This is a genomic window from Pseudomonas sp. GOM6, from assembly GCF_029537485.1.
Classification (GTDB): domain Bacteria; phylum Pseudomonadota; class Gammaproteobacteria; order Pseudomonadales; family Pseudomonadaceae; genus Aquipseudomonas.
Genome location: NZ_JARPUS010000010.1, coordinates 149,474 through 174,029 on the forward strand (window position 1 = coordinate 149,474; position 24,556 = coordinate 174,029).

Consider the following 24,556-nt stretch of genomic DNA (forward strand, 5'->3'; position numbering starts at 1 on the left):
GAAGATGCAAAGCAGTAGCGATCTGTTTCCCGTTGCCCTGGTGGCTGCCGAGTTGCGTGGCGACCTGAGCGAAGATGTCTATAGGCTCAAGCCGGGCAACAGCCCTGACCCATCCGTGGAGCTGGCACTGACCCGCCTGGGGCTGGCGAGCCAGGAGAGCCGTGGCGCCCCCGTCATCTTGCTGCATGGCAGCTTTTCCAATCGACGCTTCTGGTATTCGCCTCGCGGCATTGGTCTGGGGGCCTACCTGGCCCGTGCCGGCTTCGATGTGTGGATCGCCGAAATGCGCGGGCATGGTCTATCGCCCCGCAATCAGACGTACAAGCACAACACGGTGGCCGATTACGCGCGCTACGATCTGCCCGCCATTGCGGCGTTCGTTCGCGAGCAGAGCGCGCAGACTCCGCACTGGATTGGCCACTCGCTGGGCGGCATCACCCTGGCGGCGGCGCTGGGTGGCGGCTATCTGGACGAACACAGCGCCGCGTCGACAGCGCTGTTCGGTAGCCAGATCAGCCGCATCTACTGGCCGCTCAAGGTGCCGCCGGTAGAGTGGGGTAGCCGTCTGTTGCTCAAAGGTTTCCACCATGTGTCCGGCTCGCGCTTCAAGCGAGGCCCCGAGGACGAGCCCATCGGCCTGGCCCTGGAAAGTCTGCGCTGGCACCGCCTGTTCGGGCGCTTCGGCGATGCTGACCGGGACTGGTGGGCAGGATTGGCGGAAAGCCGCGTTCCCTTGCTGGCCGTTGCGGCGGCGGGCGACCTACAGGATCCTACCTGGGCCTGCCGTAAGCTCTACGAGCAGTTCCATGCCGAACCACGCCGCTTTCTAGAGCTCGGGCGTGCCAAAGGCTTCAGCAGCGACTTCGGTCACATCGAGATGCTGGTCAGCAAGGAGGCGCAAGCCGAGGTCTGGCCGCTGGCGGAATACTGGCTGCGGAACCTGGAGCTGCCACCAGAAGTCCTGGCTAAAGGCGACTGAAACCCAGGCGAAGAGCTCTAGCCCGCTTGCGGGCTGCCGTTAGCGCCGCCATGCTGAGCGACACGATTTTTCACGTTTCCCACCAAAGGAGTTTTGCCATGCATTACGTCACCCCCGACCTGTGCGATGCCTATCCGGATCTGGTTCAAGTCGTTGAGCCAATGTTCGCCAATTTTGGCGGCCGCGACTCCTTCGGTGGCGAGATCGTCACCGTCAAATGCTTCGAGGACAACTCGCTGGTCAAATCCCAGGCCGACCAGCCGGGGCAGGGCAAGGTGCTGGTGGTGGACGGCGGCGGCTCGCTGCGGCGTGCGCTGCTCGGTGACATGATTGCCGAGAAGGCCGCCAAGAACGGCTGGGAAGGCATGGTGATCTACGGCTGCGTGCGTGACGTGGACGTACTGGCACAAACCGAACTGGGCGTGCAAGCGCTGGCCAGCCACCCCATGAAAACCGACAAACGCGGCCTCGGCGATCTCAATGTGGCTGTCACCTTCGGCGGAGTAACCTTCAAGCCGGGTCACTATGTGTATGCCGACAACAACGGCATCATCGTCTCGCCCGAACCGCTGAAGATGCCAGAGTAAGGCCGCACCACCTCTATGAGCGAGCAGATGCAAGCACACTCGGGTCTGGTCCAGGCGCTAGTGCTGGACGGCCGGGGCGGCGCACGCCATGTCGCCTACGATCAGCTGGCGGATTTGCGTTTTGAAGAGGCGGAAAGTCTCTGGCTGCACTGGGATCGCAGCCATCCGCAGACCGCCAGTTGGCTGCGCGAGCACAGCGATCTCGGCGAGTTTGCCTGTGATCTGCTGCTCGAGGAAAACACCCGTCCCCGTCTGCTGAACTTGCCCGACAATCGTCTGCTGCTGTTTCTGCGCGGCATCAACCTCAATCCCGGTGCAGAGCCCGAGGACATGGTGTCGATGCGCATCCACGCGCAGGCGCGCCGAGTGATATCCCTTCGCTTGCGGCCATTGCGAGCCACTGAAGAGTTGATCGCGCAGTTTCAGCGCGGAGAAGGGCCATGCAACGCTGCGGACTTGGTGCTAGAGCTTGCCTACCAGCTCACCGCGCGGGTCGAGGGGGTGCTCGACGAACTGGCGGATGAGCTGGATGCCGAAGAAGAACGCCTGGATGTCGACGAACGCTATGTGCCGGACCATGACTCCATCCTGCACTTGCGCCGGCGCTCCGCAGGGCTGCGACGCTTTCTGGCACCGCAGCGCGAGCTCTTCGCCCAACTCGCTCGAAACGGTTTTGGCGACGTGGATCAGTGGAACGAGCTGAACAACCGACTCACACGCTATCTCGAAGAGTTGGAAATGGTCCGCGAACGGGTAGGCCTGGTGCTGGAATCCGAAGACCGGCGCATGAGCGATAAGATGAACCGCACCATGTACCTGCTGGGCATCATCACCGGGTTGTTTCTGCCAATGAGCTTTCTTACCGGCCTGCTAGGTATCAATGTGGGCGGCATTCCCGGCAGTGAGAACGAGCATGGTTTTTTGCTGACATGTGGTTTGATCGCCGCGTTGATCGTATTCCAACTCTGGCTTTTCCGCCGCCTGCGCTGGCTGTGAGTGTGACCCGTGGCGATATGGCTGCGTCTAGGCAACAAATTCGTGCGAGGTGTGCATGTACGATCCCTTTGAAGAGTCCCTGCGCGATTTGCTCAAGTCGTCATCAGCGGAACACGATGACGACGCAGCCCTGGGGCGTGTACTTAAGACCGCCAATCGCCAGGTCGGCATTGGCGATCTGTTCGTGTTGCTCGGTCGCGGCCTGGAAGCCGCGATGATCGCGCTCAACAACGGCTCCGCCCACCTGGCACCTGTTTCCCGCCGTACTCGCCCCGCAAACAAGGCTGACTGAATATGGAATTCGATCCCTGGACTCAAAGTCTCGTTAACGCCATGAGCTCGGTATGGGCTCCGATCGCCGGATTCATTCCGCGATTCTTCGGCGCCTTGGTGGTCGTACTGCTCGGTTTCGTGGTCGCCAAACTGCTGGACACCCTGCTATCCAAACTGCTGGCCAAAGTCGGCCTGGACCGCCTGATGGCTGGCACCGGCCTCAACAAGATGCTTTCCCGCGTAGGTATCCAGGTACCGGTATCGGTGCTGATTGGCAAAATTGTCTACTGGTTCATCCTGCTGATTTTCCTGATCACCGCAGCCGAGTCGCTGGGGCTCGACCGCGTGTCTTCTACCCTCGACGTGCTGGCCCTGTACCTGCCGAAGGTGCTCGGCGCAGCCGTGATCATGCTCGCCGGTGTCTTGCTCGCGCAGTTGGTCAGCAGTCTGGTACGAGGTGCAGCCGAGGGTGTGGGCCTGGAGTATGCCGCTGGCCTGGGCCGAATTGCCCAAGGCCTGGTCATTATCATCAGTATCTCGGTTGCCATCGGTCAGCTTGAGGTCAAGACCGACCTGCTCAACAACGTGATCGCCATCGTGCTGATTTCCGTTGGTCTGGCCATGGCACTGGCACTGGGTCTTGGCAGTCGGGAGATCGCCGGTCAGATACTGGCTGGCATCTATGTACGAGAACTGTATGAGGTCGGGCAACAAGTAAAAATCGGCGAGGTCGAAGGGCAGATCGAGGAGATAGGCACCGTGAAAACGGTCCTGCTCACCGAGGCAGGCGAACTGGTTTCGATAGCGAATCGAACCCTGCTCGAGCAGCACGTCAGCAGCCGCTGAAGTACCAATCCTGCTAATGTATGCGTCCAGCGCTACCTGCGTTGCAGTGTAGCGCTGCCATTGACCTGACCAGCCGGCACGAGTCGTTTTGAACAAGGCCCAATCGCTTTCTTCGCGGTATGACCCACGCGAGCTTTCTGATGAAGAGCTGGTGCAGCGTGCTCATGTCGAGCTCTTCCATATTACGCGCGCCTATGAAGAGCTGATGCGGCGTTACCAGCGCACACTCTTCAATGTCTGCGCACGTTACCTGGGTAATGATCGCGATGCGGATGACGTCTGCCAGGAAGTCATGCTCAAAGTTCTCTATGGTCTGAAGAACTTTGAAGGTAAATCCAAGTTTAAGACGTGGCTTTACAGCATCACTTATAACGAATGCATTACTCAGTACCGTAAAGAGCGCCGCAAACGTCGACTGATGGACGCGTTGAGTTTGGATCCGCTTGAGGAAGCGTCCGAAGAAAAAGCGCCCAAACTCGAAGAGAAGGGCGGGCTGGATCGCTGGCTGGTACACGTCAATCCAATTGATCGGGAAATTCTAGTTCTACGTTTCGTTGCGGAACTAGAGTTCCAGGAGATTGCCGACATCATGCACATGGGCCTGAGCGCTACCAAGATGCGTTACAAGCGTGCTCTTGATCGCCTGCGCGAGAAATTCGCTGTCGAAAGCGAAACTTAATTCCAGCTATTCACTCTCACTGCAGTGCGACTCATCGCCTCGTATCACAGCAGTGTGTGGATTTGTTACAATCGCTACCGAATTGTTCCCGGCCGTCGGCTTGGCAATTCAATCGTCTTTTTAGGGGATTTACGGATGAAACTGAAAAACACCTTGGGCATTGTCATTGGTTCGCTAGTGGCTAGCACCTCTCTGAACGCTCTGGCCCAAGGCCAAGGCGCTGTTGAAATCGAAGGCTTCGCCAAGAAGCAGTATTTCGACAGCGCGCGCGAGTTCGACAACGACGGCAACCTGTTCGGTGGCTCCATCGGTTACTTCCTGACTGATGATGTCGAACTGCGCCTGGGCTACGACGAAGTACACAATGCTCGTGCCCAAGACGGCCGCGACATCAAAGGCTCCAACACTGCTCTGGATGCCCTGTATCACTTCAATGCACCGGGCGACAGCATTCGTCCGTACATTTCCGCGGGCTTCTCTGATCAGAGCATCGGCCAGAATGGTGCTAGCGGTCGTAATGGTTCCACCTTCGCCAACCTGGGCGGTGGTGCCAAGATGTACTTCACCGAAAACTTCTACGCACGTGCTGGCGTAGAAGCGCAGTACAACATCGACCAGGGTGACACCGAGTGGGCGCCTAGCGTTGGTATCGGTTTCAACTTCGGCGGTGGTTCCAAGCCTGCTCCGGTAGTCGAGCCCGCTCCGATCGTGGAAGAAGTACCGCCGACCCCTGAGCCGGTTGAAACTGTCCGCGTTGAGTTGGATGTGAAGTTCGACTTCGACAAGTCCAAGGTCAAGGAAGAAAGCTACAGTGACATCCAAAATCTGGCTGACTTCATGAACCAGTACCCACAGACCACTACTACCGTAGAAGGTCACACTGACTCTGTGGGCACTGACTCCTACAACCAGCAGCTGTCCGAGCGCCGCGCGACTGCTGTTCGCGAAGTGCTGGTTAATCAGTACGGTGTAGGTGCCGATCGCGTTGACTCGGTGGGTTACGGCGAGTCCCGCCCGGTTGCTGACAACGCCACTGAAGCCGGCCGCGCAGTCAACCGTCGCGTTGAAGCTGCCGTAGAAGCTCAAGCCAAGTAACGGCGAAAGCGATGTAAAAAACCCGGCTCTGGCCGGGTTTTTTATTGTTCGTCATAAAAGCATCTCGCGTACGTCATAAGCCCGCCATCGTCCTGCGTTGCAATCGCGCTAAATGGCAGAGGGTCGATCGTATGCGACTGAGCGTGGTGGGTGCAGGATATGTCGGGCTGGTCACCGCAAGCTGCTTCGCGGAAATGGGCAATCACGTCGTGTGTATTGAGCATGACCCCTTTCGAGTCGCTCGCCTGAGCAGGGGGGAGATACCAATTTATGAGCCTGGATTGGAGTCCATGCTCAAAAGCCATCTGGCCAGTGGTCAGCTGAGTTTTACCGCAGATATGGCCGAAGGGGTGCGTGGAGCATCGGCCATTTTTATCGCAGTGGGAACGCCCACTGGAGAGGATGGCTCTGCTGATCTCAGTCATGTGTTGGCAGTAGCGGAACAGTTGGGGCAGTGCCTGACTTCTGCCTGCCTGATCGTGGACAAATCCACAGTGCCAGTGGGCACGGCGGAGCGGGTTGAGCAACGCATCAACCAGCGTTTGGGCGAGCGGGGAATGAAGTTTCGGATCAGGGTTGCAAGCAATCCGGAGTTTCTCAAGGAAGGCAGTGCCGTCGAAGACTTTATGCGTCCTGACCGAGTCGTGCTGGGCTGCTCTGATACCGCCAGCAGTGAGCTTCTACGCCGTCTGTATGCTCCATTCTTGCGCAACCATGAGCGCGTCTTGCAGATGAGTGTTCGGGCCGCTGAGTTCACCAAATATGCGGCTAATGCTTTTCTTGCGACCAAAATTTCGTTCATGAACGAAATGGCAGGGCTCTGTGCTCGCCTTGGTGTCGATATCGAAGATGTACGCCGTGGCATTGGCAGTGATCGGCGAATAGGTACCCACTTTATTTATGCCGGTTGTGGCTATGGCGGATCCTGCTTTCCCAAGGATGTTCGTGCACTGATCAGGACTGCAGAGTTACAAGGTTTCGAACCCGCCATTCTGCGCGCTGTAGAAGCACGCAATGCTCTGCAGAAAACGCTGTTGCTTCAGGACTTGCGCGAGCATTTCAACGGTCACTTCCAAGGGCGGGTCGTCACCCTTTGGGGGCTGTCTTTCAAACCCGGCACCGATGATTTGCGTGAGGCGCCTAGCCTGGTACTGCTTGATGCGCTCTTGGCGGCCGGAGCCAGAGTCCAGGCCTGCGATCCTGTTGCCTGCAGTGGCGTGGCCAAACGTTATGCAGATGAACTGGCTAGCGGGCAGCTGAGGCTGGATGAGTCACCTTACGCCATGGTTGAAGGCGCTGATGCTCTGGTTCTGGTGACCGAATGGAAACAGTTCCGGCAGCCAGACTTCGCTCGAGTGCGCAGGTTGATGCGCATGCCGGTGTTGTTCGATGGTCGCAATATTTACGATCCGTCAGAAATTGCTGAACAGGGCTTTCTTTATCGTGGGATAGGGCGGCCGCAGGCCGGTCATTGTAAGGCCAGTGCCGCGTGATTAGACTGGGCGGCACTTTTTGCTGTGCAATCGCAAGGATTCCCATGATCAAGAAATGCCTGTTCCCAGCCGCCGGCTACGGCACGCGCTTCCTTCCCGCTACCAAAGCCATGCCCAAGGAAATGCTGCCTGTCGTGAACAAGCCTCTGATCCAGTATGGTGTTGAGGAAGCCCTGCAAGCTGGCCTCACAGAAATCGCCATGGTGACTGGTCGCGGCAAGCGCGCCCTGGAAGACCATTTCGACATCAGCTATGAGCTTGAACATCAGATTCAGGGCACGGACAAGGAAAAGTATCTGGTCGGCATTCGCCGCCTGATTGATGAGTGCAGTTTTTCCTATACCCGTCAGGTCGAAATGAAGGGCCTCGGTCACGCAATTCTCAGCGGCCGTCCGTTGATCGGGGACGAGCCCTTCGCCGTGGTGCTGGCCGACGACCTGTGCCTCAACCTGGAAGGCGATGGTGTACTGCAGCAGATGGTCAAACTGTACAACCAGTTCCGCTGCTCCATCGTTGCCATTCAGGAAGTGCCGAAGGAAGAGACCTTCAAGTACGGCGTGATCGCTGGCGAGATGATTCGTGACGACATCTTCCGCGTCAACAGCATGGTCGAGAAACCCAAGCCGGAGGACGCACCCTCCAACCTGGCAATCATCGGCCGCTACATCCTGACCCCGGATATTTTCGACCTGATCGAGAAGACCGAGCCGGGCAAGGGTGGCGAAATTCAGATCACCGATGCGCTGATGAAACAAGCCCAGGATGGCTGCGTTATCGCCTACAAGTTCAAGGGCAAGCGCTTTGACTGCGGTGGCGCAGAGGGTTACATCGACGCCACCAACTTCTGTTTTGAGAACCTCTATAAAACCGGCAAGGCCTTCTGAGTCAGCACTGTCGAGCGAGGCCACCTGCGGGTGGCTTCGTTGTTTCAGGGAATAGGCATCGCCTCTGATCCCGGCCCCAGCGGCTGTCCATAGCTGAATTCTACGTAGTTACCGGCCGGGTCGCGCAGGCCGCAGTAGTAGCCCACCGGGTAGGGTTCGGAGCGGGGCGGCCAGATTAAGCAGCCTGCCTCTGCGGCCCGCGCAGCTATCTCGTCGACTTTTTTCCGGCTTTCCACTGCGAACCCGAAGTGACTGTAGTCATCCTCTGCCAATTGCCGATCTTTTCCTCCAGGCATGATGACAAAGATGAACTGGTGTTCCTTGCCTGGCTCGGCCATCCAGACGATCTTTGCGCCCTTGCCTGCACGTTCGTGGATAACCCTCATGTTGCAGAAGTCGCGATAGAACGCCACGCAGGATTCCAAGTCAGGAACATGCAGAGCCACATGGGTCAGGGTAGGGCGCATGGCAAAACCTCCTTCGTGCACTCAGCCTAGTCTCCGGTATGCTGACGGTCTGCGAGGAGAATTGCCAATGACTCATGACTTCGATCTGTTCGTAATCGGTGCCGGTTCCGGCGGTGTGCGTGCGGCCCGATTCGCCGCCAACTTCGGTGCACGCGTAGCGGTGGCCGAAAGTCGCTATCTGGGCGGCACCTGCGTCAATGTCGGCTGCGTGCCTAAGAAGCTGCTGGTCTATGGCGCACACTTCCCCGATGACTTCGAGCAGGCCGCCAGCTATGGCTGGAGCCTTGGCGCGACACAGTTCGACTGGCCGACGCTGATATCCAACAAGAATCGTGAGATCCAGCGCCTCAATGGCATCTACCGTAACCTGCTGGTGAGCAGTGGCGTCACGCTGTTGGAGGGCCACGCCCGGTTGCTCGGCCCCCATGAGGTGGAGATCAACGGGCAACGCCACAGCGCCAAACACATTCTTATCGCTACCGGCGGCTGGCCGCAGGTGCCGGATATTCCCGGCAAGGAGCTGGCGACGACGTCCAACGAAGTCTTCTTCCTCGAACAGCTGCCCAAACGTGTGCTGGTAGTAGGCGGTGGTTACATCGCGGTCGAGTTCGCCTCGATCTTCCACGGCATGGGCGCACAGACCTCACTGCTGTACCGCGGCGACCTGTTCCTGCGCGGCTTCGATGGCGCCGTGCGCCAGCACCTCAAGGAAGAGCTGGAGAAGAAAGGGCTCGATCTGCAGTTCAACAGTGATATCGAACGCATTGAGCGCCAAGCAGACGGCAGCTTGCTCGCCATGCTGAAAGACGGCCGTCAGTTGGCCACCGACTGTGTGTTCTATGCCACCGGCAGGCGGCCGATGTTGGACAACCTGGGGCTGGAAAATACCGGCGTCACGCTGGATGAAAAAGGATTCGTGGCCGTCGACGAGAACTACCGCACCCGCGAGCCTTCGATTTTCGCCCTCGGCGACGTGATCGGCAGAGTGCAGCTCACCCCCGTCGCATTGGCCGAAGGTATGGCCGTGGCGCGTCAGCTGTTTCGTACGCAGGAATATCGGCCCGTCGATTACCAGAACATCCCGACTGCTGTGTTCAGCCTGCCCAACATCGCCACGGTTGGCCTGAGCGAAGAGCAGGCCAGGGCAGAGGGGTATCAAGTTAAGGTGTTCGAAAGTCGTTTCCGGCCGATGAAGCTGACGCTGACTGAGCAACAGGAGCGAACGCTGATGAAGCTGGTGGTGGATGCACAGAGTGACCGTGTTCTGGGCTGTCACATGGTGGGGCCGGAATCAGGTGAAATCGTTCAGGGGCTGGCCGTGGCGATCAAGGCCGGGGCGACCAAGCAGGTATTTGACGAGACCCTGGGGATTCATCCGACGGCCGCAGAGGAGTTTGTTACCATGCGCGCCCCAATCACCCGTTGAAGGCATCATGCAGCAGCTCTTTTACCTTTCGGATCTGTTCGGCGTTGCCGTTTTTGCCATCACCGGCGCTCTCATGGCCGGTCGCAAGTCCATGGATCTGTTTGGTGTACTGGTCATCGCCATTATCACAGCACTCGGTGGCGGCACTCTGCGCGACCTGATTCTGGATAACCATCCGGTCAGCTGGATTCGTAACGATACTTACATTCTTGTGGCTTCCGCAGCCGCCGTAGGTACCGTGCTCTGGGTTCGCCTGACCCAGCCAATTCATGAGCGCGGGTTGCTGATTGCCGATGCCTTTGGTCTGGCGGTATTCACGGTTATCGGCACGGAAGTCGCCTTGCAACACAACGTACCCTACAGCACCGCGTTGATCATGGGCGTGATGACCGGCGTAGCGGGCGGCGTGATGCGCGATGTGATTTGCAACGAAATCCCGCTGATTTTCCAGAAGGAAATCTACGCCACGGCTTGTCTGCTGGGTTCGCTGGTGTTCATTGGCTTACGGGAGTTGCAAACGCCACACTGGCTGGATACCGGAGTTGCGATGCTCGTCGTGCTACTGACGCGTCTCGCAGCGATTCGCTGGCATTTGTCCTTGCCACGCTTTCACCTGCTCGACCGTGACTGAGCGCGGATCGGCAGAGAATCTATGGTTGACTGCGTCAGCCAAGCAGCGAGGTCGATGATGGATCAAAACGTGTCGGCGCAGACATTGCCGCCGCTGGATCAGCTGATTGCCTGCCATGAGTGCGACCTGCTGATTCATCACCCACATCTTGGGCAGGAGCAACGAGCCAACTGTCCGCGCTGCGGCTACGAGCTGGTGGTGCATCGTGCGCACATGCGACGTCGCTGCCTGGCCTTGGTACTGACAGCGCTGATTCTGTTCATCCCGGCTAACTTTCTGCCGATTATCAAGCTCAACATCCTTGGTCAGAACGCGGCAGATACGGTGTGGAGCGGGGTAGTGGGGCTCTATCACTCAGGCATGCAAGGTGTTGCGGTGGTGGTTTTTCTCTGCAGCATGCTGGTGCCACTGCTCAAACTGCTGTGTCAGCTATTTGTCTTGCTGAGCCTCAGGCGACCCAGCTGGCAGCCACCGGCGATTGGTTGCTATCGCATCTATCACCACATGCGCGAGTGGGGAATGCTGGAGGTCTATCTATTCGGCATCATCGTCTCCGTCGTGAAGTTGATCGACATGGCGGAGCTGCACCTGGGCGTAGGTCTGGCCTGTTTCATCGCACTGATGCTGACGCAGGTCTGGCTGGAAGTGAGCATGTCCCCGCACCAGGTATGGGAAGAATTGGATGGAGAGGGCAACCATGCGCGCACTTGATGCCGGCATCATCGTGTGCGACGAGTGCCACAAGCTCGAATACCTGCGCGAAGGAGAAGTTCAGCACTGCAGCCGCTGCGGCTCCAGGCTTCATGCCCGTCGCCCCAACAGCATCGTGCGCACTTGGGCGCTGCTGATCACGGCGGCGATTCTGTACATACCTGCGAATCTCCTGCCCATCATGACCATCAGTTCGCTCGGCAGAGGTATGCCATCGACCATCATGGGCGGTGTGCTGGAACTGATCCACGCCGAGATGCTGCCCGTGGCCATGGTGGTATTTATCGCCAGTATCCTAGTGCCGACATTCAAACTGGTTGGCATCGCCATTCTGCTGTACTCGGTGCAGCGGCATCAGCCTATGTCTGCGAAGCAGCGCATTTTGATGTACCGCTTCATCGAATGGATTGGACGCTGGTCGATGCTCGACATCTTCGTGATTGCGATACTGGTTTCGCTGATCAATTTCGGCAACCTGGCGACCATCTCGGCCGGCCCAGGCGCGGCAGCCTTCGCCAGTGTAGTGATCCTAACCATGCTGGCCGCAGTGACCTTCGATCCGCGGCTGATCTGGGACAACACCTTTGAGGAGCAGAGCGCCGATGAAGGGAATACGGGGGAAGCAGTTGGACGCTGATACTGGGCGTCTATGATTCATAATTTAACATAATATACATTATGCGAATCTAGGCGCTCGTGAAGGAGTACATGCTCTGGTGCTTCGCAGCATGGCGATTTCACTGTTGGGCTTTCTACTTACGAGGATTCTAATCAGTCGTGTTTGCAGCTAGTTATCATTTTGGCTAAAGTCCCCGCCTTCGCGCAGTTGTCAGCTCGGCCAAAGGATTGCTCATGTTCCGACTCGATGGAGTCAGCTTCGCTCTGCCACAGCGAACGCTTTTGCACCCGCTCAGCCTCGATATTCCACAAGGCCAGATGGTTGGTCTGATTGGCCACAATGGCTCCGGCAAATCCACACTGTTGAAGATGCTCGCTCGCCAGCAGCACGCCAGTGCCGGACGAGTGCTGCTCGATAACAAAGCACTGGGCGATTGGAACGATCGCGACTTCGCCCGTCAGGTGGCCTATCTGCCGCAACAGTTGCCCACCGCTGACAGCCTCAGCGTACGCGAGCTAGTGAGCTTTGGCCGCTATCCCTGGCACGGCCTGCTTGGCCGTTTCTCTGCCGAAGATCACGCCAAAGTGCGCGAGGCCCTGGAACTGACCGATACCGAGCGTTTTGCCGAGCGCATGGTCGACAGCCTCTCCGGTGGCGAGCGCCAGCGCGTCTGGCTGGCCATGCTGCTGGCGCAGAACAGCCGCTATCTGTTGCTCGACGAACCCACGTCCGCACTGGATATCGCCCATCAGGTCGATGTGCTGGGTCTGGTGCACCGGTTCAGCCAGCAATTGGGGTTGAGCGTGATCGTCGTGCTGCACGACATCAATATGGCGGCGCGTTACTGTGACCGCCTGATCGCCCTGCACAGCGGCCGCCTGTTGCTCGACGGCAGCCCCGCCGAGCTGATGACAGAGGCCAACCTGCAAGCCATCTACGGTCTACCCATGCAGGTACTCAGCCATCCTCAGGGCCAGCAGCCCATTGCCGTGGTGGTTTGATGCGCTGGCTTCTATGCATCTTCGCCCTGCTGGCAAGCCTGGCTCAGGCCGACAGCCGCACGCCACGCATAGCGGTGATCGACTGGGGCCTGACCGAAACCCTGCTGGGCCTGGGTGTGACACCCTTGGCCGTGGCTCAAACCGAGGGCTACCGGCGCTGGGTGCAGGCGCCCAAGCTGCCCGCCGAAGTGATCGACCTGGGCCTGCGCATCGAGCCCAATCTGGAGCTGCTCAGCCAGCTCAAGCCGGACATGATCCTGATCACCCCTCAGTTTGCCGCCAGCCGCGCCCAGCTGGAACGTATTGCGCCGGTGCACAGCCTGGCCATCTACACCGAGGAGGCCGAGGCCTACGTCGGTGCCCAGCGCGTTACCCGCGAGCTGGCCGAACTGCTCGACCGCCAGGCTGAGGGCGAGGCAATGATCGCCCGTATCGATGCCACCATGGCGCGGGTCAGGCAGCGGCTAAGCTCGCGCGATCTGCCACCGTTCTATGTGATGACCTTCCTTGATCAGCGCCACGTGCGCCTGTTCGGCAAGCAGAGCATCTACCAGGGCGTTCTCGATCGCGTTGGTCTGCGCAATGCCTGGAATGGGCCGACCAACTACTGGGGATTCACCCAGCAGGGTATCGACAGCCTGGCCGGTGAACCGACTGCCGCCCTGCTCTACCTGGAACCCCTTCCACCTGGCACTGCGGACGGCCTGGCGCGTAGCGAACTGTGGAAACACCTGCCGGCAGTGCGCGCGCAACGCCTGTATGCCTTGCCGCCGGTGTGGAGTTTCAACGGCTTGATGGCTGCCGAGCGCTTCGCCAACTTGCTGGAAGCACGCTTTGCTGCGGAGGACGCCCGATGACCGACCTGTTAGCCCAAGGCCCATTGAGTGTGCGCCGCAGGCACGGTTTCTCCAGTCATCCGGCCTGGCTCTGCACCGTGCTACTGGGGCTGGTCGTGGTCTTGATCGGCATCGACCTGAGTGCGCGCCTGCCTGCCGCCCAATGGCTGTCCGCCGCCCTGACTCCCAACATGGCTGACATGAGCCAGTTGATCGTGCATTTCAGCTGGCTGCCGCGCCTGTGTATGGCCCTGCTTTGCGGGGCTGTGCTGGCGTTGTCCGGCGTTTTGATGCAGCAGGTCCTGCGCAACCCGCTGGCCTCGCCAACCACACTCGGTGTGGCCAGCGGCGCCCAGCTCGGCCTGCTCATCGCTACCCTGTGGGCGCCCTGGGCACTGGAGCTCGGCCGTGAATGGGTGGCCCTGGCTGGCGGCGGCCTGGCCACGCTGCTGGTGTTCGCCCTGGCCTGGCGGCGCGGTCTGGCACCGCTGACACTGATCCTCGCCGGCCTGGTGGTGACCCTCTATCTCAGCGCACTGAACATCGCCCTGATGCTGGTCCAGCAGCAGGACCTCAATGCGGTATTCATCTGGGGCTCTGGCTCGCTTAGCCAGAACAGCTGGAGCGGCATCCAGCTGCTGTTGCCGCGTCTGGCCCTTGGCCTATTGCTGATGCTGCCGTTGCTGCGCCCACTGGCCCTGCTGGAACTCGACGACAGCGGCGTGAAGAGTCTGGGTGTACCGCTGCGCTTCCTGCGTTTCACTACCCTTCTGCTGGCGGTATACCTGACGGCCTGCACGGTCAGCGTGGTGGGGGTGATCGGTTTCATCGGCCTGGCTGCGCCTGCGCTGGTGCGGCTGCTCGGTGCGCGCACGCTGAGCCAACGCCTGCTCTGGGCACCATTGCTGGGCGGCCTGCTGCTTTGCGTCACTGATCTGGCGATTCAACGCCTGGCCGGTTCACTCGCAGAATTGGTGCCCACGGGCGCAGCCACTGCCCTGCTCGGCGCGCCGCTGCTGCTCTGGCTGCTGCCGCGCTTGCGCCTGGCTGGCGGTCAGCCGCAAGCAGGTGATAGTCATGCGTTCACGCGCCACCCAGCCCCACTACGCCGCCTGCTGCCACTGGGCCTGTTGCTGGTTGGCGCCGTCCTGCTTGCGCTTGGCCTGGGCCAGGGCACGAGCGGCTGGCAATGGCACCTGATCGACAGCAGCCTGCTGGAGTGGCGCTGGCCGAGAGTCATGGCTGCCGCCAGCGCTGGCTGCATGCTGGCCCTGGCGGGATGTCTGATCCAGCGCCTGACCGGTAACCCGATGGCCAGCCCCGAAGTCCTCGGCATCAGCGCCGGCGCCGCCCTGGGACTGATCGCCCTGCTCTTCCTACTGCCCTACTCCGGCCCCTTGGCGCAGCTGGCGCTGGGCGGCCTGGGTGCCAGCCTGACCCTGCTGTTGCTACTGGGGCTGTCGCGGCGCTCCGGTTTCGCGCCCGAGCGTGTACTGCTCATCGGCATCAGCATCACCGCGCTGTTCGATGCCCTGCAGGTGATCCTGCTGGCCGGTGGCGACCCGCGTGGGCAAAACCTGCTGGGCTGGATGTCCGGCTCAACCTACTTTGTAGGCCCACAGATGGCATTGTGGGTACTGGGCTGCAGCCTGCTGTTGCTGCTCGCCGCCCTGCCCCTTACCCGCTGGCTGGAGTTGCTGCCACTGGGGAACGGCACACCACGCGCGCTTGGCGTGCCGCTGGGGCGTAGCCGCTTCGTCCTGTTGCTGCTGGCCGCCCTCTTGACTGCCGGAGCCACGCTGATTGTCGGCCCTCTCAGCTTCATCGGCCTGCTGGCACCGCACCTGGCGCGCTTGCTGGGCCTGGCCCGAGCCTTGCCGCAGCTGCTCGGCGCGGCGTTGCTCGGTGCACTGGTGATGGTGGCCGCGGACTGGCTGGGGCGTAACCTGCTGTTCCCGGCCCAACTGCCGGCAGGGCTGCTGGCCTCCCTGCTGGGCGGCGCCTACTTCATGCTGTGCCTGTATCGGCGCTGAGGGCACTGGGCGCTATCGCGCCCGATACCTGTAGCCCGGATGCAATCCGGGATGCAGGCGACTCGGTTCCCGAATTGCATCCGGGCTACGTTTCAGCTCGCGTACCCGCTCAATCCAGTACAGCCACACCTTCCGCCGGTGGTTCTTCCAGCAACGGGCAGTTGTCGCACATCGCCATGCCCAGCTCGTTGCGGATGCAGCACAGCTTGCGCTGGCGCCACGGCGCACAGCCCTCGCCCTGTGGCACGTAGTGCACCGGTTCGAACAGAGGATTGCGCGCACCGTCCGGGCGCAACCTACTTTCCAGAACCTCGAAACCCTGGGCCAGCATCGGCTTAGGGAACGGCAAGCCGCCGAGAGTACTCATGAACCATTCGAAGTAGTTGCCGGCATTGCTCCACAGTACCCGTGCAGCGATCTTGCGATGGGCGCGCAGCGCCTCGATAAAGGGCTGCAGATTGTCGTCCAGCAACCCCTCGAAGCGCTCGAAGCCATTGGTCGGCGGTGTCGCCCAACGCTCCCCGGCATGCGGCAACTTAAAGGCCTCGGGCAGGCCATCAGCCCCCACCACGACCTGGATCTCGTCGAAATTCAGCGGCAAACGCCAGTTGAGGATCAACCCGGCGGCCAGCACCGGCGGGATCAAACGCAGGAAGTAATACTTCGACCACAACGACATCAGCGCCCGGCGGTCGCCCTCGGCATGCTCGGGAGCAAAGCGCAGCATCTGCTCTTCAAGACGCTCGGCGCTGACGAACTCACGCCCGGGTAGTGCCGGGCGTGGGTCATCCGCGAGGGTCAGCACATCGCGGTAGTGGGCAAAGCCCCCCTGGAACAGCGGGGCAATGGCTGGAATCATCGATTCCCTGCCTGGATCAAGCGCATGCGCTGGCGACTCCTGTCGTTTGACGATGACGGCGATTATCCAGCAAAGCGTCGACCACTTCCTGGGAACGTATCGCCAGCACCGACAATAGCGTATCGCTCAGGCCGTGACTGGCCTCACAGCAGCCCTGCAGGTAGATACCCGCGCTGAGATGCGGCTGGCTGCACAGGCGATAGTCGCGCTCGACACCTTCGCGCAGGTGCTTCTGCAGACTGTCCAGGAGACGCTTGTAGCCATCCCGGCGGTAGCCCGTGGCCAGCACCACGGCGTCGAATAGGTGGTCTTCGTGGCCCTCCGGCCCTTGCAACGCCAGGCGGATACCCTGCTCGCCCGCCTCTACTGCTTCGATATGCCGCGACGGCAGCAGGCTATGCGGCGCATGGCCACTGACTTTCTGCAGATACAGGCGCTGGTAGATGCTTTCGATCAGATCCAGGTTGACCACCGAATAATTGGTCTGGGCATTGGCCTGGATAAGCGCCTTGCGCGCTGCCGGGGCCTGTCCGTAGACCACGTCGGTGTAGGCCGGATCGAAGATCTCGTTGACGAAGGGGCTGTCGTCGGCCGGTCGCAAGGCCTGGCTGCGCATCACCATGGACACTTCGGCATGGGGATAGCGGTCGCACAAGTCGCTGAAAATTTCCGCAGCGCTCTGCCCCGAGCCGATCACGGCCAGGCGGCGCGGCTCATGGCAGGCCTGGATGCGCTCCAGATAGGTCGAGGAATGCATGACCCGACTATCGCCTTTGAGCGAACGGAAAACCTCCGGTATTAACGGCTCGCCACCGATGCTGACCACCAGGTTGCGGGTGATGCGCGCACGGGTACGACCATCGGCCAGCCGCGAAATGACCTTCACGCGGCTGATCTCGCCGCCCTCCAGCATCGGCTCGACGCCGATGACTTCCTCGCCATAGTGCACGCGGTCGTTGAAATGCGCCGCCGCCCAGCCGAGGTAATCGTTGTACTCCATGCGCGAGGGCGTGAAGGTGCTGATGTTGATGAAGGCTTCCAGGCGCTGTTTCTGATGCAGGTAGTTGATGAAGGTGAAGCGGCTGGCCGGGTTGCGCAGCGTGGCCAGGTCCTTGAGGAAGGAAATCTGCATGCGGCTGTCGTCCAGCAGCATGCCGCCGTGCCATTCGAAGGCCGGTTTCTTTTCCAGGAAGCAGTAGCGCAGGCCGTGCTCACGCACGCGGCGATCCTCTTCCAGAGCGACCGCGATGGCCAGGTTGGCCGGGCCGAAGCCCAGGCCGATTACGTCGTATTCCAGTGTTTCTATGCTCATGTCAGGCCCCGATCCTCGGCGGATGGTTCGTGTAAAGGCCAAGTCAGCCCCTGGAGGCACTCGCCTCGCCCAACCTCATCAGTTCACGGCCACGCTCGGGCGCGGCTCTGTTGTTGTGTTTCGCCACAAACAGCGGCGATGACTGCTGCCAGAACCCGACTCAGGCCAGGCTACAGCGGTCGAAGAACACCTCGCGCGACTGCACCATCAGGGCGGCGCGCTTGTGCGGGAAGTCGAACTCCTTGAGTTTGTGATAACCCTGCGCCTGCATATGACCGATCATCCGCGCATTGTCGGCACGCGGCTCGGCGACCATGCGCTGGGTGCGCGGATCGTCGAGGAACAGGTAGTGGGTCAGCGCAGTGAGCCAGCTGGCCACCTTGTGCGGGCCGCGATGACGTTCCTCGCCGACCAGCATATGGATGCCGCGGTCGTAATCGCCCACGTCATAGAACGGCGCGATGCGGTCTTCCTTGGCCCAGTAAGCCTCGTAATAGGCAAACGGCTCGTCGTCGAAGCAGCCGATCAGGGGCAGCACACGCGGGTCGGCGGCCAGCTCTTCCAGGTAGCGGCGGTGCTTGGCCAGGTCGCCCTCTTCCTGCCAGAACGCCGCCACCCGGGCGCTGTTCTGCCAGCGGTTGAAACGTTCGAGATCCGTGTCGATATCCAGGCTGCGCAGGGAAATCCAGGCACCCAATCGGGCATCGAAACGGCGGTAGACCTCACCCGCAGGCTTGGGCGCCCGGCGCGGATGGCGACGGCCACTGTCGTGCATGACCATCAGCTGGGGATAGCCGGCACTGCCGGCCTGGCGCAGGAATGGCCCCGGCAATTGCCAGAACAGCGCACGCTCGATACGCAGATCGGCACCCTCGCCGACCAGCAGACCACTGGCCAGCAGGGCCGGATCGACCACATCCAGTTGCATGCGCACGGCCTGCAACTGGGGGTCATTGGCGAAGCACCAGTAGGCCAGCGCCCACAGGGCCTCGGCCTGGTGCCCTTGGGCAAGCTCTAATGGAACCAGCACCTCGCCCTGGCGGCGAGCACGCAGCAACGCGCGCTCGTCCAGGTGCAGGGCCAGGCTTGCGCCATCGTCACGGCCGACCAGGCGCTGCCCAGTGGGCAGCGGCAGGCTTGCGAGCGGCTTAGAAGTCATAGCTGACACTGGCGATGACGTTGCGACGGTTGCCGTACCAGCAGTAGTAGTCGCAAGCAGTGATGTACTCCTTGTCGCTCAGGTTGTTGGCGTTGAGTTGTAGACGCACATCCTGCAGCTGGTAGCTGATCATCGCGTCGACCAGTGTGTAGGACGGGACTTCCAGGGTTTCGGTGTTGTCGCCATAGCTGGAGCTGGTGTGGCGAACGCCGAGGCCCAGGCCGAGACCATCGAGCAGGCCACCATGGAACTGGTAGTTGGCCCAGACCGAGGCCAGCTCATCGGCGACGTTGGCCGGAGTCTTGTCCTGCTCCGCCTCACGGGTGGTCTTGGTGGTTTCCGGGTCGAGCTTGGTGTAACTGGCCACCAGGCTGAGGCTTTCGGTGACATTGGCCTGGGCTTCGAGCTCGAGGCCACGGCTGCGCACTTCGCCCAGTTGGGTCTGGATGCCACCTGGCAGGGTCTTGCGCACGTTCTCCTGGGTCAGCTCGAAGATGGCCGCAGTGAAGGTGGCATCCAACCCGTGCGGCTGGTATTTCAGACCCAGCTCGTACTGATCGCCCTCTTCCGGCTCCAGTGGCTTGCCAGTGCTGGTATTCAGGCTGGTAACCGGCAGGAAGAACTGCGAGTAGCTGGCATAGGGGGTCAGGCCGTTGTCCATGACATAGGCCACGCCGCCGCTCCAGGTGAACTCCTTGTCATCGATGTCGTAACCCACTCCGGTGGTGCGGTTGTCGAAGTTGGTATCCGCCTCGTCGTAACGACCACCGAGCACGAACACCCAGTTATCCAGCTTCAGTTGGTTCTGCACGTAGTAGCCGAACTGGTCGGCACGGGTGTCCTTCTGTTGCAGCGCGAAGTTGCCGACCGGAGCACCGTAGGTTGTGGGCTGGCCGAGGAAAGTCAGGTTCGAATATTTCGGGTTGTAGATATCCAGCACCGGAATCACGCCGGTGAGCGAGTTGGGATCGCTGGCCGGGCTCTTGGCATCGATCTTCAGCAACTGGTAGTCGAAGCCGACCAGCAGGTTGTTTTCCCAGTTGTTACCGAACCAGGTGCCCAGCAGTCGGTTGTCGGTCGAGAAACTCTTGGCTTGACCGTCTTCATAACTCAGGCCGCGCACCACCAGACGCTTGTTCGGGTCGAGGGCCGGCACGTAGTCGTTCACAAAGCCCAGGCTGTAAAGCTGACGCAGCTCTACGTCCATGTGGCCATAGCGCAGGTTCTGCTGGAAGTCCCAGGTGTCGTTCAGGCGATGGTTGAACTCATAACCCAGGGTGTATTGGGTGCGGTCGAACTTCTCGTAACCTGGGTCGCCCACGGCGGTGTCGGTATCGATATCGCCATTGGGGTTGGGGGCGATGGTGCCGCTGGATGGCAGGAACTGCAGCTGCGGATCGGAGTTGTCTTTCTGCATGCTGGCCAGCAGGGTCAGCGAAGTGTCTTCGTCAAAGTTGAAGGTCATGGACGGGGCCAGCAAGATACGCGCGGCATCGACGTCGTCGACCTGGGTACCGGTATCGCGGCTCAGCGCCACCATGCGATACAGCACGTTGCCTTCTTCATCCAACTTGCCGCCAACGTCCAGATTGATCTGTTTGCGGTCAAAGCTGCCGTACTGCACGCCGATTTCGTTCTGCGCATCGGCAGTCGGGCGCTTGCTCTGCATATTGATCAGGCCGCCCGGCGGGGTCTGGCCGTACAGCACGGAAGCGGCGCCCTTGAGCACTTCAACGCGCTCAAGCATGTAGGGGTCGATCTGCCAGCTGTAGAAGCCACTGGAGAACACCCGGGCGCCATCCATGAACAGGCCGTAGTTGGCCTGTTTGAAGCCACGGATGATGAACCAGTCCTGTTTGTTGTCTTCGCCGTAGAACCCAGCCTGCACACCAGCCGAGTACTGCAGGGCCTGGCTGACCGTCTGGACGTTGCGATCCTTCATCTGTTTCTCGGTGACGACCGAGACGGAGCGCGGAGTTTCATTCAGGGGCGTGTTGATCTTGCTGGCGCTGCGGCTGTTCTTGGCCACGTAACCTTCGTCTTCGCCGACCGGGCTGTCCAGTTCGCCGCTGATGTTGGTAGCGCCGAGTTCCAGCACCTGTTCCTCGGCATGCAGGCCCATGCTGAACGCACCCAGCGCACAGGCCATGGCCAGCGGTAGGCGAGCCTTGGCGAAAGGTACTTTTGGCTGGTATTTCGACTGCTGTTCCATCAACCACTCCCCGAATAAATCAAATTAGAAGGATTCGCATTTGTATGCGCTGCTTCTACTAGACGTATCGCTTCTGAAAAAATTTACTGCTCCAGGCATTTCTTATTGGCTCAGCAGCGTCGCCAGCTCTGCGACTACGTGCGGATGACGGACGATGCCCTGGTGATCGGTGTCCACCAGCCGGTGGAAAGCCGCCCTGCCCTGCACCTGCTCCAGGCCGCTTTCCAGCAGCGCCGCGCGCCCGGCCGGCTGCGCCGCCCACCAGCAATGCGGGCGCACCTTGACCCTCGGCAACGAATAGCCCGCACAGAGGCGACGCATATGCTGCTCCACGGCCCAGGCGAACAGCAGTTCCTCCAGGCTCTGGCGGGTCATCGGGTCCAGCCCCTGCCCCGCGAACCAGGCGCTGGCGGCTTGCGGCCAGTCCAGCGGTTCCAGCGGCAACAGCCACTCGAACAGACCGTCCCAGGCCCTGGCCGGCAACTCCGGCGCCAACAGCTGCAGATGCTCGACCAGCTTGGCCCGCGCCTGCGGGTGGCGGGCGTCGTCGCCAGCGATCTCGGTGCCCGGCACATAGCAGTCGAGCAGGCCGAGAAAGGCCACCTCATGTCCGCGTGCCTCCAGGCGTGCCGCTAGTTCCAGGGCCAGGCTCGCGCCCAGCGACCAGCCGACCAGGCGGTACGGCCCCTGTGGCTGCTGCTTGAGCAGCGCGGCCAGGTAGGCGTCGGCCATCTCGCTCAGCGAGGCATCGCGCCAGGCCGGATCGAGGAAGCTGCGGCACTGCAGACCGAAAACATCTCGCGCACCGTCCAGGCGTGCCGCCAGCGGCTGGTAGCCGGTGACCCGGCCGGTGACCGGGTGCGGGCAGAACAGCGGGGCTTTGTCTGCCTGCTGACGGGTCAGGCGCAGCAAGGGCGACGGGCCCTGCACGGCCTGACCTCGCGCCAGCTCCAACAGGCCAAGCAGCTCTCGGCGATAGTCCGCAGCCAGGGATTCGATGGTCTCACCAAGATACTGGCTGGCCGCGTATTCCCAGGACAGTTGCAGTTGGCCGTCATACACCTGGCCATTGACCGACAGACGCGCCGCCAGCGGATTATCCGCCGCCACGGCCACACCACCGCCGGTGGCCGGACGGAACCAGTCGGCCGCCGCACCGGCCTGATACTGGCCGAGGTAATTGAAGATCACTTCGGCGCTCGGCAGCTCGGCAAGAGAAGCCTGCGCTTGCGCATCGCCCAACCAACGCAGCACGCCATAGCCCTGCCCGCCATGCTTTATCTGCTCCAGATGCTGCTGCACACGCTGCAGTTGCAACTGCGGATCGTCCAGGTGCGGCAGCTGCAGCGGATACAGGCTGGTGAACCAGCCGATCGTACGCGACAGATCCAGCTCGCCGGCCAGCGCCTCGCGCCCGTGGCCTTCGAGGTTGACCCGCAGACCCGGCTGGCCGCTCCAGCGGCACAGGGCGCGCGTCAGCGCGCTGAGCAACAACGCGTCGATACGCACGCCCAGCTGCGCCGGAGCCTGCAGCAGGCGCTTGGTCTCGGCAGCATCCAGGGCCAGGCGCACTTCGCGCTTGTCACCATGGGTAGCGCTGATGCCGTCGAGTTCGCGTGGCAGGGCCAGCGCCGGGCCGCTCAGGCGGCTGCACCAGGCATCCAGCTCGATCTGCGCAGCTTCGCTGCAAGCCCAGTTTTGCAGGGCCTCGGTCCAACGTTTGTAGGACTGGCTCTTGCTCTGCAAACGCACGAGCTGGCCCGCTTCCAGCTGGCGATACGCCGCGAGGATGTCTTCCAGCAGGATGCGCCAGGAAACCCCGTCCACCACCAGGTGATGGATGGCCAGCAGCAGGCGATCGGCCTGGCCGGCCTGCTTCAGATAAAGCGCGCGCAGCACGGGGCCGGTGGCCAGGTCGAGGCTCTGCTGGGCCAGCTGACAGAACGCTTCGGCCTCGGCAGCGCTGCTCGCCTCACGCAGCCACAGTAGCGGCTGGTCGATATTCACGTCGGCGTAGTGCTGGCGCCAGATGCCCTTCTCCTGGCTGAAACGCAGGCGCAATCCATCGTGATGCGCCACCAGTGCCTGCAGCGCCTGCTCCAGCAGGATCGGATCAAGCGGACGCAGCAGCTCCAGATTCAGCGCCTGGTTCCAGTGCGCCGGCTCCGCCTGATTCATGGCGAAGAAATGCGCCTGGATCGGCGCCAGCGGCAGTTCGCCGGTGACCGGCTCCTGCGCGATTTCCTCACCGGCAGCGCGGGCGGCCTGGGCCAGCTCGGCCAGGCGGGGGAACTGGAACAGCTCGCGCGGCGCCAGCTGCAGCCCCTGCTGGCGTGCACGGCTGACTACCTGCAGCGCGACGATGGAATCGCCGCCCAGCTCGAAAAAGTGGTCCTGGCGCCCTACCCGCTCCACACCCAGTACGTCCGCCCAGATGGCGGCGAGGATGCGCTCATTGTCGGTTTGCGGGGCCTCGTAGTCCTGGCTCTGCCAGGTCGGTTCCGGCAGCGCGGCACGGTCCAGCTTGCCGGCCGGGGTCAGCGGCAGCTTGTCCAGGGTAATGATCTGCGCGGGGACCATATAGTCCGGCAGCACCCTGGCCAGTTCGCTACGCAAAGCATTGGTGTCGAGATTATCGCGAGCGACCACATAGCCCACCAACTGCTTGCCGGTCGGCGTCTCGCGGGCGATCGCCGCCGCTTCCTGCACGCCGTCGAGCGCCAGCAACTGGCTCTCGATCTCGCCCAGTTCGATACGGAAGCCACGGATCTTCACCTGATGGTCGACCCGACCGAGGTAGTCCAGGGTGCCATCCGCACGCCAGCGCACCAGGTCGCCGGTGCGGTACATGCGCTCACCAGTGGCGCCGAACGGATCAGGCAGGAAGCGTTCGGCGGTCAGCTCGGGACGCTGGAAGTAACCGCGAGCCAGGCCCACTTCGCCACCGATATACAGCTCCCCAGCCACGCCGATGGGCAGCAGGTTGAGCTCGGCATCCAGCACATACAGGCTGCGCGGGCCGACCGGATTGCCGATGGGCGCGTAGGCAGCTTCGAAGGAATCGCCGGGGAAGGCTTCCCAGATCAGCGGAGTCACCACCGTTTCGGTCGGGCCGTAGCCATTGATGATGCGCTGGGGCTGCAGCACTTTCTGCAGGCGTTCGTAGGTCTCGCGGGTAAAGGCTTCGCCACCCAGCGTCCAGGAGCGTACCGCCATTCTCGAAAAGGTCGTGGAGGCGTCGCGAGCGACGGCCAGGCTAGGCGAAAGCGGCTGAGGAAGCGCAGTTGACACGTCAGTCAATGAGCATTCCGAAGCCGCTTTCAACGACGGCTGGCCTAGCGCAGCAGCCTCCGCGGCCTTTTCCGACTCCACCCAGTCCAGCAACTGCATGGCATAGCTCGGCGGCAGGCAGGAAATGGTCACGCCCTCCTCGGCGATCACCTGGCAGGTCTTCTCCG

The 24,556-nt window shown here is 61.4% G+C and carries 22 protein-coding genes; 16 read left to right on the forward strand and 6 right to left on the reverse strand.

The genetic code is table 11. From position 1 onward, the window contains the following. Positions 1 to 4: 4 nt before the first annotated feature. The 9 genes from P7A97_RS13610 (at position 5) to galU (ending at position 7,832) form a co-directional block, all read left to right on the forward strand. Positions 5 to 979 (forward strand): alpha/beta fold hydrolase, encoded by a 975-nt coding sequence (locus P7A97_RS13610; protein WP_277690493.1) that lies wholly within the window; start codon positions 5 to 7, stop codon positions 977 to 979. A gap of 98 nt (positions 980 to 1,077) precedes the next feature. Next, complete coding sequence (gene rraA / locus P7A97_RS13615; RefSeq protein WP_277690494.1) at positions 1,078 to 1,566, forward strand: ribonuclease E activity regulator RraA; 489 nt, start codon at positions 1,078 to 1,080, stop codon at positions 1,564 to 1,566. Between the two features lie 15 nt (positions 1,567 to 1,581). Then, positions 1,582 to 2,562, forward strand: coding sequence for a zinc transporter ZntB (locus P7A97_RS13620; RefSeq protein WP_277690495.1), 981 nt, complete (start codon positions 1,582 to 1,584; stop codon positions 2,560 to 2,562). 55 nt (positions 2,563 to 2,617) lie between these two features. Continuing rightward, positions 2,618 to 2,854, forward strand: coding sequence for a CrfX protein (locus P7A97_RS13625; protein ID WP_277690496.1), 237 nt, complete (start codon positions 2,618 to 2,620; stop codon positions 2,852 to 2,854). Positions 2,855 to 2,856: 2 nt separating this feature from the next. Next, the gene (locus tag P7A97_RS13630; RefSeq protein ID WP_277690497.1) at positions 2,857 to 3,681 is read left to right on the forward strand and encodes a mechanosensitive ion channel domain-containing protein; all 825 of its coding nucleotides are present in this window, start codon (positions 2,857 to 2,859) and stop codon (positions 3,679 to 3,681) included. Between the two features lie 88 nt (positions 3,682 to 3,769). Beyond that, positions 3,770 to 4,360 (forward strand): RNA polymerase sigma factor SigX, encoded by a 591-nt coding sequence (gene sigX / locus P7A97_RS13635; protein WP_277690498.1) that lies wholly within the window; start codon positions 3,770 to 3,772, stop codon positions 4,358 to 4,360. Positions 4,361 to 4,495: 135 nt separating this feature from the next. Then, positions 4,496 to 5,455, forward strand: coding sequence for an OmpA family protein (locus P7A97_RS13640; protein WP_277690499.1), 960 nt, complete (start codon positions 4,496 to 4,498; stop codon positions 5,453 to 5,455). Between the two features lie 131 nt (positions 5,456 to 5,586). Beyond that, positions 5,587 to 6,948: a UDP-glucose/GDP-mannose dehydrogenase family protein gene (locus tag P7A97_RS13645; RefSeq protein ID WP_277690500.1), complete on the forward strand. Its 1,362-nt coding sequence runs from the start codon at positions 5,587 to 5,589 to the stop codon at positions 6,946 to 6,948. A gap of 44 nt (positions 6,949 to 6,992) precedes the next feature. Further along, positions 6,993 to 7,832, forward strand: coding sequence for a UTP--glucose-1-phosphate uridylyltransferase GalU (gene galU, locus P7A97_RS13650; protein WP_277690501.1), 840 nt, complete (start codon positions 6,993 to 6,995; stop codon positions 7,830 to 7,832). A 44-nt stretch (positions 7,833 to 7,876) separates the two neighbouring features. Here galU and P7A97_RS13655 read toward each other — a convergent pair whose 3' ends face one another. Continuing rightward, a complete protein-coding gene (locus tag P7A97_RS13655) occupies positions 7,877 to 8,299 on the reverse strand; it encodes a VOC family protein (protein ID WP_277690502.1) in 423 nt (140 codons plus the stop codon). 67 nt (positions 8,300 to 8,366) lie between these two features. On the opposite strand from P7A97_RS13655, the gene gorA reads away from it, so the two are divergent. The 7 genes from gorA to fhuB all read left to right on the forward strand — a co-directional run bounded on the left by gorA (position 8,367) and on the right by fhuB (position 15,556). Next, positions 8,367 to 9,725, forward strand: a complete 1,359-nt coding sequence (gene gorA, locus P7A97_RS13660) for a glutathione-disulfide reductase (RefSeq protein WP_277690503.1) — start codon at positions 8,367 to 8,369, stop codon at positions 9,723 to 9,725. 7 nt (positions 9,726 to 9,732) lie between these two features. Continuing rightward, positions 9,733 to 10,356: a trimeric intracellular cation channel family protein gene (locus tag P7A97_RS13665; RefSeq protein ID WP_277690504.1), complete on the forward strand. Its 624-nt coding sequence runs from the start codon at positions 9,733 to 9,735 to the stop codon at positions 10,354 to 10,356. Positions 10,357 to 10,410: 54 nt separating this feature from the next. Beyond that, positions 10,411 to 11,067: a paraquat-inducible protein A gene (locus P7A97_RS13670; protein WP_277690505.1), complete on the forward strand. Its 657-nt coding sequence runs from the start codon at positions 10,411 to 10,413 to the stop codon at positions 11,065 to 11,067. Beyond that, positions 11,054 to 11,704 (forward strand): paraquat-inducible protein A, encoded by a 651-nt coding sequence (locus P7A97_RS13675; RefSeq protein WP_277690506.1) that lies wholly within the window; start codon positions 11,054 to 11,056, stop codon positions 11,702 to 11,704. The genes P7A97_RS13670 and P7A97_RS13675 overlap by 14 nt, the downstream gene beginning before the upstream one ends. Positions 11,705 to 11,919: 215 nt before the next feature. Continuing rightward, positions 11,920 to 12,687: an ATP-binding cassette domain-containing protein gene (locus P7A97_RS13680; RefSeq protein WP_277690507.1), complete on the forward strand. Its 768-nt coding sequence runs from the start codon at positions 11,920 to 11,922 to the stop codon at positions 12,685 to 12,687. Next, positions 12,687 to 13,544: an ABC transporter substrate-binding protein gene (locus P7A97_RS13685; RefSeq protein WP_277690508.1), complete on the forward strand. Its 858-nt coding sequence runs from the start codon at positions 12,687 to 12,689 to the stop codon at positions 13,542 to 13,544. The genes P7A97_RS13680 and P7A97_RS13685 overlap by 1 nt, the downstream gene beginning before the upstream one ends. Next, on the forward strand, positions 13,541 to 15,556 hold the full coding sequence (fhuB, locus tag P7A97_RS13690; protein WP_277690509.1) for a Fe(3+)-hydroxamate ABC transporter permease FhuB: 2,016 nt from the start codon (positions 13,541 to 13,543) through the stop codon (positions 15,554 to 15,556). The genes P7A97_RS13685 and fhuB overlap by 4 nt, the downstream gene beginning before the upstream one ends. Positions 15,557 to 15,665: 109 nt before the next feature. Here the strand turns inward: fhuB and fhuF are convergent, their stop codons facing one another. The 5 genes from fhuF to P7A97_RS13715 form a co-directional block, all read right to left on the reverse strand. After that, on the reverse strand, positions 15,666 to 16,415 hold the full coding sequence (gene fhuF / locus P7A97_RS13695; protein ID WP_277690510.1) for a siderophore-iron reductase FhuF: 750 nt from the start codon (positions 16,413 to 16,415) through the stop codon (positions 15,666 to 15,668). A 16-nt stretch (positions 16,416 to 16,431) separates the two neighbouring features. Then, a complete protein-coding gene (locus tag P7A97_RS13700) occupies positions 16,432 to 17,727 on the reverse strand; it encodes a lysine N(6)-hydroxylase/L-ornithine N(5)-oxygenase family protein (protein ID WP_277690511.1) in 1,296 nt (431 codons plus the stop codon). Positions 17,728 to 17,887: 160 nt separating this feature from the next. After that, on the reverse strand, positions 17,888 to 18,886 hold the full coding sequence (locus tag P7A97_RS13705; RefSeq protein WP_277690512.1) for a GNAT family N-acetyltransferase: 999 nt from the start codon (positions 18,884 to 18,886) through the stop codon (positions 17,888 to 17,890). Continuing rightward, positions 18,876 to 21,098 carry a TonB-dependent siderophore receptor gene (locus tag P7A97_RS13710; protein WP_277690513.1) on the reverse strand — a complete coding sequence of 741 codons (2,223 nt, stop codon included), beginning with the start codon at positions 21,096 to 21,098 and terminating at the stop codon, positions 18,876 to 18,878. Before P7A97_RS13710 ends, P7A97_RS13705 begins: the two co-directional genes overlap by 11 nt. A 102-nt stretch (positions 21,099 to 21,200) precedes the next feature. Beyond that, the coding region (locus tag P7A97_RS13715) for a non-ribosomal peptide synthetase (protein ID WP_277690514.1) at positions 21,201 to 24,556 on the reverse strand (3,356 nt) is incomplete at its 5' end.

What these genes read in the sequence shown, in the direction of transcription:
- P7A97_RS13705 (WP_277690512.1), bottom strand. Translation starts at nt 18,886, where the DNA reads ATGACTTCTAAGCCGCTCGCAAGCCTGCCGCTGCCCACTGGGCAGCGC.
- P7A97_RS13685 (WP_277690508.1), top strand. Translation starts at nt 12,687, where the DNA reads ATGCGCTGGCTTCTATGCATCTTCGCCCTGCTGGCAAGCCTGGCTCAG.
- P7A97_RS13610 (WP_277690493.1), top strand. Translation starts at nt 5, where the DNA reads ATGCAAAGCAGTAGCGATCTGTTTCCCGTTGCCCTGGTGGCTGCCGAG.
- gorA (WP_277690503.1), top strand. Translation starts at nt 8,367, where the DNA reads ATGACTCATGACTTCGATCTGTTCGTAATCGGTGCCGGTTCCGGCGGT.
- P7A97_RS13710 (WP_277690513.1), bottom strand. Translation starts at nt 21,098, where the DNA reads ATGGAACAGCAGTCGAAATACCAGCCAAAAGTACCTTTCGCCAAGGCT.
- fhuB (WP_277690509.1), top strand. Translation starts at nt 13,541, where the DNA reads ATGACCGACCTGTTAGCCCAAGGCCCATTGAGTGTGCGCCGCAGGCAC.
- galU (WP_277690501.1), top strand. Translation starts at nt 6,993, where the DNA reads ATGATCAAGAAATGCCTGTTCCCAGCCGCCGGCTACGGCACGCGCTTC.
- P7A97_RS13645 (WP_277690500.1), top strand. Translation starts at nt 5,587, where the DNA reads ATGCGACTGAGCGTGGTGGGTGCAGGATATGTCGGGCTGGTCACCGCA.
- P7A97_RS13640 (WP_277690499.1), top strand. Translation starts at nt 4,496, where the DNA reads ATGAAACTGAAAAACACCTTGGGCATTGTCATTGGTTCGCTAGTGGCT.
- P7A97_RS13675 (WP_277690506.1), top strand. Translation starts at nt 11,054, where the DNA reads ATGCGCGCACTTGATGCCGGCATCATCGTGTGCGACGAGTGCCACAAG.
- P7A97_RS13625 (WP_277690496.1), top strand. Translation starts at nt 2,618, where the DNA reads ATGTACGATCCCTTTGAAGAGTCCCTGCGCGATTTGCTCAAGTCGTCA.
- P7A97_RS13630 (WP_277690497.1), top strand. Translation starts at nt 2,857, where the DNA reads ATGGAATTCGATCCCTGGACTCAAAGTCTCGTTAACGCCATGAGCTCG.
- P7A97_RS13620 (WP_277690495.1), top strand. Translation starts at nt 1,582, where the DNA reads ATGAGCGAGCAGATGCAAGCACACTCGGGTCTGGTCCAGGCGCTAGTG.
- fhuF (WP_277690510.1), bottom strand. Translation starts at nt 16,415, where the DNA reads ATGATTCCAGCCATTGCCCCGCTGTTCCAGGGGGGCTTTGCCCACTAC.
- P7A97_RS13655 (WP_277690502.1), bottom strand. Translation starts at nt 8,299, where the DNA reads ATGCGCCCTACCCTGACCCATGTGGCTCTGCATGTTCCTGACTTGGAA.
- P7A97_RS13670 (WP_277690505.1), top strand. Translation starts at nt 10,411, where the DNA reads ATGATGGATCAAAACGTGTCGGCGCAGACATTGCCGCCGCTGGATCAG.
- P7A97_RS13680 (WP_277690507.1), top strand. Translation starts at nt 11,920, where the DNA reads ATGTTCCGACTCGATGGAGTCAGCTTCGCTCTGCCACAGCGAACGCTT.
- rraA (WP_277690494.1), top strand. Translation starts at nt 1,078, where the DNA reads ATGCATTACGTCACCCCCGACCTGTGCGATGCCTATCCGGATCTGGTT.
- P7A97_RS13700 (WP_277690511.1), bottom strand. Translation starts at nt 17,727, where the DNA reads ATGAGCATAGAAACACTGGAATACGACGTAATCGGCCTGGGCTTCGGC.
- P7A97_RS13665 (WP_277690504.1), top strand. Translation starts at nt 9,733, where the DNA reads ATGCAGCAGCTCTTTTACCTTTCGGATCTGTTCGGCGTTGCCGTTTTT.